Raw genomic sequence first — 12,970 nt, 5'->3', positions numbered from 1 at the left:
TCGTTCCGGGGAGGCGGGTCAGCCGTTCGGGCCGCCGAAGATCCCGCCGCCGTTGTTGCCGCCCCCGCCCACGACCGCGAGGGTCACGGTGTCGCCCTTGTTGACCGGCGTACCGGGCGCGGGGTTCTGCTGGAGGACGATGCCGTTCTCGTCACCGGCGCCCGGCCCCTGGGCCTGGACCTGGAGGCCGAGGTCCTGGAGGGCCTTGCGGGCGTCCTTGAGGGCCTGGTTGCGGACCTCCGGGACCTGCACCTGCTGTGGGGTGTCGTTCTTGCCCACGAGGACGGACACCGGGGTGTTCTTCTTCACCTGGGTGCCGGCCGGCGGGTTGGTGCCCTGGACCTTGCCGTTCTGGGCCGGGTCGGCCACGGGCTGGTCGTTGCAGGTCGGCGTGAGCCCGGCGTTCTGCAGCGCGGCCTTGGCCTCGTCACAGGTCTTGCCGGCGAGGTCCGGGACCGCGACCTTCTCCTCGGCCTTGGCGACGATCAGGGTGATCGCCGACCCCTTCTGCACCTCGTTGCCGCCGACCGGGTTCTGGTCGAGGACGTTGCCCGGGGTGTCGCTGGAGACGCGGAGCTCCTTCTTCACCGTGAGCTGGTAGTCGTCGCCCTCCAGCTTCTCCCTGGCGTCGTCGAAGCTGAGCCCGATGACGCTCGGGACCGTCACCTTGGGGGCGCCGGTGGAGACGGTCAGGGCGATCTTGTCGTCCTTCTCCACGTCCGAGCCGGCGGCCGGGGTCTGCGAGCAGACCTTGTTCTTGGGCTGGTTCTCGCACGGCTCGCGCTTGATCTCGCCCAGCTGCACACCGGCGTTGTCCGCCATCTTCTGCGCCTGCGAGAGCGAGTTGCCGACGAAGTTCGGTGCCTGCAGGGGCTTGTCGCTCTTGCCGGGGAACATGTACATCCCGATCAGCACGGCGCCGACGAGCACCAGCACGCCCGCGACCGCGAGCAGGATCGTGGAGGAGTTGCTGTTCTTCTTCTGCTGGCGCCGGCGGTCGGGCCGGTCGTCGTAGCCGTAGCCGCCGTCGTCCGGGTTCATCGGCGGGAGCATGGTCGTCGCCCCGGCCGGCTCCTGCCGCATGGCGGTGGTGGCCTGGTCGTCGGCGTAGCCGTAGCCGACCGTGCTCATCGCGGCGGTCGCGGCGACGGGCTGGCCGTCGAGGCACGCCTCGATGTCGGCACGCATCTCGTCGGCCGACTGGTAGCGGTAGTTCGGGTCCTTGGTCAGCGCCTTGAGGACGATCGCGTCCATCTCCGGCGTGATCTCGGGGTCGAACACGCTCGGCGGCTGCGGCTCCTCGCGCACGTGCTGGTAGGCCACGGCCACCGGGGAGTCGCCGACGAACGGCGGACGGACGGTCAGCAGCTCGTAGAGGAGGCAGCCCGTGGAGTAGAGGTCGGACCGGGCGTCGACCTGCTCGCCCTTGGCCTGCTCCGGCGAGAGGTACTGGGCGGTGCCGATCACGGCGGCGGTCTGCGTCATCGTCATCCCGGAGTCGCCCATGGCGCGGGCGATGCCGAAGTCCATCACCTTGACCTGGCCGTTGCGGGTCAGCATGACGTTGGCCGGCTTGATGTCCCGGTGGACGATGCCGCTGCGGTGGGCGTACTCCAGGCCCTGGAGGATGCCGATGGTCATCTCCATCGAGCGCTCGGGCAGCAGCTTGCGCCCGGAGTGCAGCAGCTCACGGAGCGTGGAGCCGTCGACGTACTCCATCACGATGTACGGGATCGAGACCCCGTCGATGTAGTCCTCGCCCGTGTCGTAGACCGCGACGATCGCGGGATGGTTGAGCGAGGCGGCAGACTGGGCCTCCCGGCGGAACCGGGCCTGGAAGGACGGATCACGCGCGAGGTCCGCGCGCAGCGTCTTCACCGCCACGGTGCGGCCGAGGCGGGTGTCATGGGCGAGGTAGACCTCCGCCATGCCACCACGGCCGAGCACGTGGCCCAGCTCGTACCGGCCGCCTAGGCGACGCGGCTCTTCCATAGCTACTTACCAGCCCTCTCCGTCGGTCCCGGCCGGCACGGGTGTGCGCGGCCGGAGCTGCCGTCCGGGCCTACCGTACCCGGCTCGCTCTGTGTGACCTGGCCAAGCCGGTAACCCGATACCGGACCGGTATCGCAACGTGCGCCGATGTGAAGGCCACGTGAGCGGACTCACTTCTTCGAGTTGATGACCGCTTCCATGACCTTCTTCGCGATCGGGGCGGCGAGGCCGCCACCGGAGATGTCGTCGCGGACGGCGTTGTCGTCCTCGATGACCACGGCCACCGCGACCGGGGCGCCGCCGTCGGGCAGCTTGGCGTAGGAGAGGAACCACGCGTAGGGGTTCTCGCTGTTCTCCACACCGTGCTGCGCGGTACCGGTCTTGCCGCCCACGGTCACACCGTTGATCTGCGCGTTCTTACCGGTGCCGTCCTTGACCACCGTCTCCATCATCGACTGCAGGATCTGGGCGTTGCCCGGCGTGAGCGGCTGGCTCATCTGCTCCGGCTCGGTCTTCTCGACCGGGTCCAGGTTGGAGGAGCGCAGCTCGTCGACCATGTACGGCTTCATCAGCTTGCCGTCGTTGGCGACCGCGGAGGCGACCATGGCCATCTGCAGCGGGGTGGCGGCGGTGTCGAACTGGCCGATGGAGGACAGCGCGGTCTGCGAGTCGTTCATGTCCTTGCCGAACACCGAGGCGTTGGCGCGGGTCGGCGTGAAGTGCTCGGAGCCGAAGCCGAACTTCTTGGCCTCCTCCAGCATCTTGTCGTTGCCGAGGTCGGCGCCGATCTTGCCGAAGACGGTGTTGCAGGAGAACTGGAGCGCGACCCGCATCGTCGCGTCCTTGCAGGGGATGTTGCCCTCGTTCTTCAGCTCGGTCTGCGTGCCGGGCATGACCCAGGGGAGCGGGGTGTCCGTCTTCTGGTCGGCCGAGGAGTACTTGCCGTTCTCCAGCGCCGCGGCGGCGGTGACCACCTTGAAGGTCGAGCCGGGCGGGTAGGTCTCGCGCAGCGCCCGGTTGAGCATCGGGTCGGAGGAGTCGCTCTTCTTCTGCAGCTTGCTCCAGGCGGCCGCGTCGTCGTCACGGGCGCCCGCGAAGGACGACGGGTCGTAGGAGGGGTACGAGGCCAGTGCCAGGATCTTGCCGGTGGAGGGCTCCAGGGCGACGACCGCGCCCTTGCCGCCCTGGTTCTTCAGCCCGCTGAAGGCGGCCTTCTGCGCCGAGGAGTTGAGCGTGGTGACGACGTCACCGCCCTGCTTCGGCTTGCCGGTGATCATGTCGAGGGTGTTGCGGAAGAACAGCCGGTCGTCGTTGCCGGTGAGGATGCCGTCGTTGATCTTCTCGAGCGCGGTGCTGTCGAACGCCTGGGAGGAGTAGCCGGTGACCGGCGCCCACATGGGGCCGTCCTTGTACGTGCGCTTGAACTTGTAGTCACCGGACTTGCTCTCGACGGAACCGGTTATCGGGTTCCCGTCGACGACGATGTTGCCGCGCGGCGAGGCGTAGCGCTCGATGGCGACGCGGCGGTTGTCCGTGTCCGTGCGCAGCTTGTCGGCCTGGGCGTACTGGAGCCAGTTGTCGCGGATCAGCAATGCCAGGACGAGCAGTCCGCAGAAGACTGCGATGCGGCGCAGGGGCTTGTTCACGTCCGGCCTTTCCACGAGCTGACAGGGGCGGCTCCTGTCGCTTCGGTCTCTCGGTGTCGCTGGGGCTGTCCCCCGTCCATGGCCGCCCACAGTCTAGGGGCAGCCGCTGTGGCCGCGGACGGTCCGGCGGCCGGGCGGCGGGACCCGCCCAGGGGTACGGTCCCGCCGCCGGCCGCGCTCACTGCGGGTCGGGCCCGGTGGCGCCGGGCCGCACGATCTGCGTCATCTCGGCGTCCGGGTTGGACGCGGGCGTCGGCGCGGGCCTGCGGGCGGTGTCGCTGATGCGGATCAGCACACCGATGAGGGCCCAGTTGGCGATGACGGACGAACCGCCGTACGCGAGGAACGGCATCGTCATACCGGTCAGCGGGATGAGGCCCATCACACCGCCGGCGACGACGAACACCTGGAGGGCGAACGCGCCGGACAGGCCGATCGCGAGGAGCTTGCCGAACGGGTCGCGGGCGGCGAGCGCCGTGCGCACACCGCGCTCGGCGATCAGACCGTAGATCAGCAGGATCGCCATGATCCCCGCGAGACCCAGTTCCTCGCCGTAGGTGGCGAGGATGAAGTCGGAGTTGGCCGCGAAGCCGATCAGCTCGGAGTGGCCCTGGCCCCAGCCGGTACCGAGGGTGCCGCCGGAACCGAAGGCCCACAGGGCCTGCATGGCCTGTTCGGAGTGCAGGACGCCGTCACTCACGCCGGACCGGCTGGCCGCGAACTCGCCCATGGGGTCGAGCCACGCCTGGACACGGGTCTGGACGTGCGGCTCGAAGCTGGCGACGCCGACGGCGCCGGCCGCCGACATCAGCAGACCGAAGACGATCCAGCTGGTCCGCTCGGTGGCCACGTACAGCATGATCACGAACATGCCGAAGAACAGCAGCGAGGTACCGAGGTCGGTCTCGAAGACCAGGATGAGGATCGAGATGGCCCAGACGACCAGGATCGGGCCGAGGTCGCGGCCGCGCGGCAGGTAGATGCCCATGAAGCGGCGGCTGGCCAGCGCGAGCGCGTCCCGCTTGACCATCAGATAGCCGGCGAAGAACACCGCCAGCACGATCTTGGCGAACTCACCCGGCTGGATGGTGAAGCTGCCGACCTGGATCCAGATCTTGGCGCCGTAGACGTCGGCACCGAGGCCGGGGACCAGCGGGAGGAGCAGCAGGAACAGCGCGACCACCATCGAGATGTAGGTGTAGCGCTGGAGCGTGCGGTGGTCCTTGAGGAAGATCAGCACGATCACGAAGAGCGCGATGCCCAGGGCCGTGTAGATCAGCTGGTTGGTCGCCTTGTCACCGGCCGCGTGCATGGCCTGGAGCCGCTTGGACTGGTCCAGCCGCCAGATGGCGACCAGGCCGAGCCCGTTGAGCAGGGTGGCCAGCGGAAGCATCAGCGGGTCGGCGTACGGGGCGAACTTGCGCACCGCGAGGTGGCCGACGCCGGCCAGCAGGCCGAGGCCCAGGCCGTAGCCGAGCAGGCCCGCGGGGACCTGGTCGTTGAGGGCCAGGCCCACGTTGGCGTAGGCGAACACCGGGATGGCCACGGCGAAGATCAGCAGGGCCAGCTCGGTGTTGCGGCGGCTCGGCGCACCGATCGAGCCGATCGTGGACGTGTGGTGCGTCGGCGTGTTGGTAGTACTGCTCATCGTGTGACGGGGCCTCTCACGGCTTGCCTACTGCTTGCCGCACTGATCGGCGACCTTCTGCTCATCCTCGGAGAGGCTGGGGCCGGGCCGGGGAGTGGCGGACGCGGTCGGGGACTTCGAGGGCGACGCCGGGGACTTCGACGAGGAGGCCGAGGGGTCCGGCGAGGGGCTGGCCTTGGTGAAGGCGGTCTTGGTGGCACCGGTGGTGCCGCCGGTCTCGCCCTGGCCCGTCCTGGAGTTCTGCTGCTCACGCTCGGCGGCCGTGCGTTCGGCCTCCTTGCGGCAGGCGGAGGCCTGCACACCGAGCGTCTCCACCTTGGAGCGGGCCTGGGAGAGCCCGCCGGCCGCGATCGTGTTCTTGACCTGCGTCTGCTGGTACGCCGGCAGGTACTTGAGTTCGATCTCGGGGTGGTCCTGCTCGACCTTGGACAGCGAGACCCAGGCGAGGTCCTGACTGATGCCCCGGTAGAGCGCGACGTGTTCGCCGTTGGTGCCGACGTAGTACTGGGTCTGGGTCCAGCGCCAGCCGCCGTAGACCGCGCCGCCGATCACCGCGAGGGCCAGCGCGCTCCAGAGGGAACGCTTCAGCCAGCGCATGCCCTTGCGGGGCTTGGTGAAGTCCTCGTCGGAGTACTCGGCGAAGCCGCCCTGGGGGGCGTATTCGCCGGTGTCGCCGGGGGGCTGGCCGTGCCTGCCGCCGCCCTGCCTGCGGCCCTGGCGGCCCAGGTGCGAGGCGCGGCCGGCCGGGGTCTGCATGATGCCGTTGTCGTGGTTCAGGTGGTGCTGGTTCTCGGCCACGGCACCGACCACGACCGGGGTGTCGGAGAGCTGTCCGGCGAGGGTGTCGCCGGTCTCCAGGTCGAGCACGTCGGCGATGATCACCGTGATGTTGTCGGGGCCGCCGCCGCGCAGCGCGAGCTGGATCAGCTCCTGCACGGTCTCCTGGGGGCCCTGGTAGCTGGCGAGGGCCTCCTCCATCGTCTGGTGGGAGACGACGCCGGAGAGCCCGTCGGAGCAGATGAGGTAACGGTCGCCCGCGCGGACCTCGCGGATGGAGAGGTCGGGGTCGACGTGGTCGCCGCTGCCGAGGGCGCGCATCAGCAGCGCGCGCTGCGGGTGGGCGTTGGCCTCCTCCTCGGTGATCCGGCCCTCGTCGACCAGGCGCTGCACCCAGGTGTGGTCCTGGGTGATCTGGCTGAGCATGCCGTCGCGCAGCAGGTAGGCGCGGGAGTCGCCGACGTGCACGAGACCGAGCCGCTGGCCGGTCCACAGCAGCGCGGTGAGGGTGGTGCCCATGCCCTCGAGCTGGGGGTCCTCCTCGACCATGGTGCGCAGCTGCTCGTTGGCGCGGCGCACGGCGTTGCCCAGCGAGGTGAGGATGTCGGAGCCGGGCACGTCGTCGTCGAGCGTGACCAGGGTGGAGATGACCTCGGAGGAGGCGACCTCACCGGCGGCCTGGCCGCCCATGCCGTCGGCGATGGCGAGCAGGCGCGGACCGGCGTAACCGGAGTCCTCGTTGCCCTCCCGGATCATGCCCTTGTGCGATCCGGCGGCGAAGCGCAGTGACAGGCTCATGCGCACCTCGCCAGTCGGCTCCGGGTACAGCCGGTCGTGTCGAGCCACACTGCCCACCCTCCGGTCGGGAGCGCGCGGGGGACCGGATTGCGGTCCGCCGCCGCGTGCTCGCTCCGCTCGCGCTCATTCATTGGTGTAGCACTACTTCCGCAGCTCGATGACGGTCTTGCCGATGCGGATCGCACCGCCCAGCGGGACCGGCGTCGGGGTCGTCAGCCGGGACCGGTCCAGGTACGTGCCGTTGGTGGAGCCGAGGTCCTCCACGATCCACTGGCCGTCGCGGTCGGGGTAGATCCTGGCATGCCTGCTGGAGGCGTAGTCGTCGTCCAGCACGATCGTCGAGTCGTGCGCGCGGCCCAGCGTGATGGTCTGGCCCTGGAGCGCGACGGTGGTCCCGGCGAGGGTGCCCTCGGTGACCACGAGCTTGCTGGGCGCGTTGCGCCGCTGGCGGCCGCCGCTCTGCTGGGCCCGCTGTCCACGCTGGCCGCGCTGCTGCTGCGGCGGTGCGGACTGCTGCCGGGCGGCGGTCTGCGGGCGCGTGGCTTCCCTGCGCGATCCCCGCTGTGTGACACGCGTACCGAACAGATCGCTGCGGATGACCTGCACGGCCACGATCACGAACAGCCACAGTACGGCCAGGAAACCCAGCCGCATGACCGTGAGGGTCAGCTCTGACATTGCCCCCGCTTCACCCTTCGGCTTGCCTATAGATAACGGTGGTGCTGCCCACGACGATCCGCGAGCCGTCGCGGAGCGTAGCGCGGGTGGTGTGCTGGCCGTCCACCACGATGCCGTTGGTGGAGCCGAGGTCCTGGATGGTCGAGGGGGTCCCGGTCCGGATCTCGCAGTGCCGGCGCGAGACGCCGGGGTCGTCGATCCGTACGTCCGCCTCGGTGCTGCGGCCCATCACCAGGGTCTGGCGGGAGATCTGGTGGCGGGTGCCGTTGACCTCGACCCAGTACCGGGTGGCGCCGCCGCCCATGGGCGCGGCCGAGGGCCGCTGGGTGGCGGGCTGGGGGTAGCCGTAGCCGCCGGGCCGGGCGCCGGGAGGCGGCGCGGACGGCATCGGAGGAGCTCCGGCGGGCGGGTAGCCGTAGCCGCCCTGGGGGGCCGAGGGGCCCTGGCCGCCGGACTGGGGCGCCGAGGGGTCCTGCTGGCTGCTGGAGGAGGCGAGGGTGCGGCTGCGCACCCGGTACAGACCGGTGTCCAGGTCGGGGGCCTTCTCCAGGGTGACCTTGATCGGCCCCATGAAGGTGTAGCGCTGCTGCTTGGCGTAGTCGCGCACCATTCCGGCCAGCTCGTCGCCGAGCTGTCCGGAGTAGGGGCTGAGCCGCTCGTGGTCGGGCGTGCTCAGCTCCACGATGAAGTCATTGGGGACCACGGTCCGGTCGCGGTTCCAGATGGTGGCGTTGTTGTCGCACTCCCGCTGGAGCGCGCCGGCGATCTCCACCGGCTGGACCTCGGACTTGAACACCTTGGCGAAGGTGCCGTTGACCAGACCTTCGAGACGCTGCTCGAATTTCTTCAGGACTCCCATGGGGCACCTCCTCCGTCGCTGCCGTTCTGCCGTGCCGTGCTCGGCGCGGCAGCCTCGCCGGTACTGCTCACTGATCGTATCTACGCGCCCGGCAATCAGCCGGTTCCCCCAGCGGGCCCCCTTCGAACTCCTTCGGAGGAGGATCGTAGAGGTGGCCCTGCTCCAGTGTCCCGCACCCGGCGGGGAGCCCGGTCCCCCTGTGGACGAGATGGCCGGGACCGGTACGAGGTTGATACCTGAACAGCTTTGTCTCCGTGGCGGAGGTTGCGAGCGGGGCCGACAGGGCCCGCGTGCGGTGCGGGTTCACCGGCCGGGCGGGACAGATGGCCAGGTGGGGGGCCTGGAGAAGGGATGTGATTCCACCCCGTGGGCCGTGCTAATGTTCTGCATGTCGGAAGGGGCCAGCCCGCAAGGGCCGAACCGGAAGACACACCCAATGCGCGGGTGGCGGAATAGGCAGACGCGCTGGATTCAGGTTCCAGTGCCCGAAAGGGCGTGGGGGTTCAACTCCCCCCTCGCGCACAGTAGCCAAGTGGGCGGCATCGTCAAGATGCCGCCCACTTCGGCGTTTCCGGCCAGGTCCTCGCGTGCGGGCGTTTGTGAGGAAGGTCTCAGGGCCCCTTGATCGCGGGGCAGTTGGCCGGCACGCGGAGTGTCGGGCTTCTCACGGATCTCTCAGCGCGGCCTTATGGCGCCCTCACGGACCGTTCCTAACGTGCCGACATGTTCTTCACCTACCTGAGGCGCGAGCTGCGCCGCCGCAGAAAAGCGGCCCTCGTCGTCGCCTCCGGGCTCGCGCTGGGCATCGCCCTGGTCATCGTGGTCAACTCCGTGTCCAACGGCATGGGCAGGGCCCAGGACAAGGTCCTCCAGTCGCTCTACGGCCTCGGTACCGACATGACCGTCACCAAGGCGGCGTCCGCCTCCACCGGGGACGCGCAGCGGCCGCGCTTCCGGTTCGACGCACAGGACGACGGCGGCTCCGCGTCGCAGAGCAGCGACCGCGTGATGGTGCAGGGCTTCAGCACCCTCGCCGCCACCACGGTCGGCAAGGTCGCCTCGCAGCAGGGCGTCTCCGACGCCGCCGGCGGTCTGAGCCTCAACGTGGTGAAGGTCAACGGTGAGTTCACCCGGGGCAAGTTCGAGCAGAACTCCGGCGGCGGCCGGGGCGGCCCGGGCCAGGGCGGCGGAGCGCCCTCGGGCGAGGTGCGCGGCGGAGGCGCCGACTTCGACATCAACCAGTACACGGTCTACGGCACCGATGTCACCAAAACGGCCCTCGGACCCCTGACCTCCTCGAAGATCACCAGCGGCCGCGGCTTCAAGGCGACCGAGACCGACGCCAAGGTCGTCGTCGCCGACGCGGCGTACGCGAAGACGAAGAAGTACAAGGTCGGCAGCGAGATCACCGTCAAGGGCGTCACGTACGAGGTGATCGGCATCGCCACCGCCAGCAGCGGTGACTCGGCCGCCAACCTCTACATGCCGCTCAAGCAGGCACAGACCCTGGCGGGCGAGAAGGACAAGGTCACCACGATCTACGTCAAGGCGACCGACTCGCAGCAGATCGCCGCCGTCAAGGGCACCATCCGGAAGAACGTCTCCGGCACGACGGTGACCACCTCGGCCGACCTCGCCGACACGGTCTCCGGCTCGCTGTCCACCGCCTCCACTCTCGCGTCCAGCGTCGGCAGGTGGCTGTCCGCCGCGGTGCTGATCGCGGCCTTCCTGGTCGCCGGGCTGCTCACCTCCTCCGCCGTCTCCCGACGGGTGCGCGAGTTCGGCACGCTCAAGGCGCTGGGCTGGAAGTCGCGCCGGGTGACCGGGCAGGTCGTCGGCGAGGCCGTCGTCAACGGCCTGGTCGGCGGTGCGCTGGGCATCGCGCTCGGCCTGGCGGGCGCCTACGCCGTCACCGCGGTCAGCCCGAGCCTGCAGGCGCAGCTCAGCGGTGCCGGCGGTGGTGCCAGCGGTGGCGCCGGGGGGATGCGGGGCGGCTTCGGCGGTGGCGGCGGCCTCGGCGGACCGGGGCGGCAGGCCGCCAAGTCCATGGAGGTCGCCCTCACGGCGCCGGTCGGCGTGACGACGATCCTGCTCGCGGTGGGCCTGGCGGTGGCCGGCGGCCTGATCGCGGGGGCCTTCGGCGGCTGGCGGGCCTCCCGGCTCCGTCCGGCGGACGCGCTGCGCCGCGTGGAGTAGCGGCCGCCGCACCGTACGCGCATGCCCGACCCGAGACCACAGGAGCCACCATGTACCACTTGAGAAACGTCGCCAAGACCTACACCCGCGGCAAGGACACCGTCCACGCCCTCGACGGCGTCGACCTCACCATCGGCGAAGGCGACCGCCTGGTCATCCAGGGGCCCACCGGCGGAGGCAAGTCCACGCTGCTCCAGATGCTCGGCGGCCTGGACCGTCCGGACTCCGGCGAGGTCGTGCTGGACGGCACGGACCTGGCCGGGCTGTCCGAAGCGCGGCTGACCAAGGTCCGCAGCGAGACCATCGGCTTCGTCTTCCAGTCCTTCAACCTCATACCCACGCTCACCGCGCAGGAGAACGTGGAGACCGCCCTGGTGCCGCTCGGGGTGAAGGCGCGGGAGCGCCGTGCGCGGGCCGCCGAGGCGCTCGCCTCGGTGGGCCTCGGTGAACGGCTCGCCCACCTGCCGTCCGAGATGTCCGGGGGCCAGCAGCAGCGCGTCGCCATCGCCCGCGCCCTGGTCAAGCAGCCCAGGGTGCTGCTCGCCGACGAGCCCACCGGCAATCTCGACGAGGGCATGCGCGACGAGATCATGGAGGTGCTGGAACGGATGTGGAAGGAGCACGGGCTGACCTTCGTCATGGTGACCCACGACTCCGCGATCGCCAGGAAGGCCCCGCGGCTGGCGACCATCCGCAAGGGCCGGATCACGGTCACCGAGCGCGCGGTCGCGTAGGAGGCCGCGCGGGCGCGTGCCATGACGGGGCGTGCGGTGCCCCGAGGCCCGGTCCGAGGGTGCTGGTGCGGGAGAAGCGGCGGATGTCCGCATCCGGCGAGTTGTCCACAGGGTCTGACACGTTTCGGCCACCGCATGTACCTTCTGCACGAGTTGATGTTCGAGACGCTCGTGCGGGGCGTGGGCTGTCAGGGTGCGGGGGAGGCGGTCGTGGTGGCCGGAGCCGGAGCGGAGCCGACTGACGCGGTGCGGGAGAGCCGGGTGCCACGGCTGCGCGGGTTCGCGCAGTGGCCGCCGGACGGCTCCGCCAAGCGCCGGGGCAAGGCGCTGCGGGCCGACGTGCCCCGCGCCCGTCACCGGGACCTCGTGGCGGACGGCGATCGTCCGGACGCGGTCGCCGCGGTCGAGGAGTCCAACGCCGGGCGCATCCCCGAGCTGACCCCGATCCGGGTGGGCCGCATGGCCGCGTCGCCCTTCGCCTTCCTGCGCGGCTCGGCGGGCCTCATGGCCCACGACCTGGCCCGCACCCCGGCGACCGGTATCGGCACCCAGCTCTGCGGCGACGCCCACGCGGCCAACTTCGGTCTCTACGGAGACGCGCGCGGCGGTCTGGTCATCGACCTGAACGACTTCGACGAGACGGTGCACGGTCCCTGGGAGTGGGATCTGAAGCGGCTCGCCGCCTCCCTGGTGCTGGCCGGCCGCCAGGCCGGGGCCGACGAGGACACCTGCCGTGCCGCGGCGCGGGACGCCGTGGGCGCCTACCGGCGCACCATGCGGCTGCTCGCCGGGCTGCCCGCGCTGGACGCCTGGAACGCCATCGCGGACGAGGAACTCGTCTCCCACGCCGACGCCCATGACCTGCTCGGCACCCTGGAGCGGGTGGCGGCGAAGGCGCGGGCCAACACCAGCGGGCGCTTCGCCGCCAGATCGACGGAGGAGACCGAGGACGGCGGCCGCCGCTTCGTCGACGCCCCGCCGGTGCTGCGCCGCGTCCCGGACGCCGAGGCGGCCGCCGTCGCCGGCTCGCTGGAGCCGTATCTGTCGACGCTCGGCCCGGACCGGCTCCCGCTGCTCTCCCGGTACGCGGTGCAGGACGTCGCCTTCCGTGTCGTCGGCACCGGCAGCGTCGGCACCCGTTCCTACGTCGTGCTGCTCCTGGACCATCGCGGGGAGCCGCTCGTCCTGCAGGTGAAGGAGGCCCGGCCCTCCGCGCTCGCCCCGCACCTGGCCACGGCGGGCTTCCCGGTCCCGGCGGCCGGACACGAGGGGCGGCGGGTGGTGCTCGGGCAGAAGCGGATGCAGGTCGTCAGCGACATACTGCTGGGCTGGACCACGGTCGGCGGACTTCCCTTCCAGGTACGCCAGTTCCGCAACCGCAAGGGCAGCGTCGACCCCGCGGCCCTCGCCGCCGACCAGGTCGACGACTACGGCCGGATGACCGGCGCCCTGCTGGCGCGGGCCCACTCCCACAGCGCCGACCCCCGTCTCATCGCCGGTTACTGCGGGAAGAACGAGGAACTGGACGACGCCGTGGCCGACTTCGCCACCGCCTACGCCGACCGCACCGAGGCCGACCACGCCCGGCTGGCCGCGGCGGTCCGCTCGGGGCGGATCGCGGCCGAGACGGGAGTGTGACCGC

General features: G+C 70.7%; 9 protein-coding genes and 1 tRNA gene. 4 read left to right on the top strand and 6 right to left on the bottom strand.

Features of this window, described 5'->3' with window-relative positions; genetic code table 11:
- Positions 1-18: 18 nt before the first annotated feature.
- From pknB to ABZ898_RS12550, 6 genes are all read right to left on the bottom strand, one after another.
- Positions 19-1,992: a Stk1 family PASTA domain-containing Ser/Thr kinase gene (gene pknB, locus ABZ898_RS12575; protein ID WP_361656492.1), complete on the bottom strand. Its 1,974-nt coding sequence runs from the start codon at positions 1,990-1,992 to the stop codon at positions 19-21.
- Between the two features lie 170 nt (positions 1,993-2,162).
- Positions 2,163-3,638, bottom strand: a complete 1,476-nt coding sequence (locus ABZ898_RS12570; RefSeq protein WP_361656489.1) for a penicillin-binding protein 2 — start codon at positions 3,636-3,638, stop codon at positions 2,163-2,165.
- A gap of 178 nt (positions 3,639-3,816) precedes the next feature.
- Positions 3,817-5,286, bottom strand: coding sequence for an FtsW/RodA/SpoVE family cell cycle protein (locus tag ABZ898_RS12565; RefSeq protein WP_361656486.1), 1,470 nt, complete (start codon positions 5,284-5,286; stop codon positions 3,817-3,819).
- Positions 5,287-5,313: 27 nt separating this feature from the next.
- Positions 5,314-6,861, bottom strand: coding sequence for a Stp1/IreP family PP2C-type Ser/Thr phosphatase (locus tag ABZ898_RS12560; protein ID WP_361656483.1), 1,548 nt, complete (start codon positions 6,859-6,861; stop codon positions 5,314-5,316).
- A 141-nt stretch (positions 6,862-7,002) separates the two neighbouring features.
- Positions 7,003-7,539 carry an FHA domain-containing protein gene (locus ABZ898_RS12555; protein ID WP_361656480.1) on the bottom strand — a complete coding sequence of 179 codons (537 nt, stop codon included), beginning with the start codon at positions 7,537-7,539 and terminating at the stop codon, positions 7,003-7,005.
- 10 nt (positions 7,540-7,549) lie between these two features.
- The gene (locus ABZ898_RS12550) at positions 7,550-8,398 is read right to left on the bottom strand and encodes a DUF3662 and FHA domain-containing protein (protein WP_361656477.1); all 849 of its coding nucleotides are present in this window, start codon (positions 8,396-8,398) and stop codon (positions 7,550-7,552) included.
- Positions 8,399-8,836: 438 nt separating this feature from the next.
- Between ABZ898_RS12550 and ABZ898_RS12545 the strand changes: the two genes are divergently transcribed.
- The 4 genes from ABZ898_RS12545 to ABZ898_RS12530 all read left to right on the top strand — a co-directional run bounded on the left by ABZ898_RS12545 (position 8,837) and on the right by ABZ898_RS12530 (position 12,966).
- A tRNA-Leu gene (locus ABZ898_RS12545) sits at positions 8,837-8,920 on the top strand.
- Between the two features lie 201 nt (positions 8,921-9,121).
- Positions 9,122-10,594, top strand: coding sequence for an ABC transporter permease (locus tag ABZ898_RS12540; RefSeq protein ID WP_361656474.1), 1,473 nt, complete (start codon positions 9,122-9,124; stop codon positions 10,592-10,594).
- Positions 10,595-10,644: 50 nt separating this feature from the next.
- Entirely contained in the window at positions 10,645-11,328 is a 684-nt protein-coding gene (locus tag ABZ898_RS12535) for an ABC transporter ATP-binding protein (protein ID WP_361656471.1), read from the top strand.
- A gap of 135 nt (positions 11,329-11,463) precedes the next feature.
- On the top strand, positions 11,464-12,966 hold the full coding sequence (locus tag ABZ898_RS12530; RefSeq protein WP_361656468.1) for a DUF2252 domain-containing protein: 1,503 nt from the start codon (positions 11,464-11,466) through the stop codon (positions 12,964-12,966).
- Positions 12,967-12,970 lie beyond the last annotated feature (4 nt).

The sequence above is a fragment of the Streptomyces sp. NPDC046860 genome, from assembly GCF_040645115.1.
GTDB lineage: Bacteria > Actinomycetota > Actinomycetes > Streptomycetales > Streptomycetaceae > Streptomyces.
This window is presented reverse-complemented; position numbering and strand designations above follow the sequence as displayed.

What these genes read in the sequence shown, in the direction of transcription:
- pknB (WP_361656492.1), bottom strand. Translation starts at nt 1,992, where the DNA reads ATGGAAGAGCCGCGTCGCCTAGGCGGCCGGTACGAGCTGGGCCACGTG.
- ABZ898_RS12565 (WP_361656486.1), bottom strand. Translation starts at nt 5,286, where the DNA reads ATGAGCAGTACTACCAACACGCCGACGCACCACACGTCCACGATCGGC.
- ABZ898_RS12560 (WP_361656483.1), bottom strand. Translation starts at nt 6,861, where the DNA reads ATGAGCCTGTCACTGCGCTTCGCCGCCGGATCGCACAAGGGCATGATC.
- ABZ898_RS12555 (WP_361656480.1), bottom strand. Translation starts at nt 7,539, where the DNA reads ATGTCAGAGCTGACCCTCACGGTCATGCGGCTGGGTTTCCTGGCCGTA.
- ABZ898_RS12550 (WP_361656477.1), bottom strand. Translation starts at nt 8,398, where the DNA reads ATGGGAGTCCTGAAGAAATTCGAGCAGCGTCTCGAAGGTCTGGTCAAC.
- ABZ898_RS12540 (WP_361656474.1), top strand. Translation starts at nt 9,122, where the DNA reads ATGTTCTTCACCTACCTGAGGCGCGAGCTGCGCCGCCGCAGAAAAGCG.
- ABZ898_RS12535 (WP_361656471.1), top strand. Translation starts at nt 10,645, where the DNA reads ATGTACCACTTGAGAAACGTCGCCAAGACCTACACCCGCGGCAAGGAC.
- ABZ898_RS12530 (WP_361656468.1), top strand. Translation starts at nt 11,464, where the DNA reads ATGTACCTTCTGCACGAGTTGATGTTCGAGACGCTCGTGCGGGGCGTG.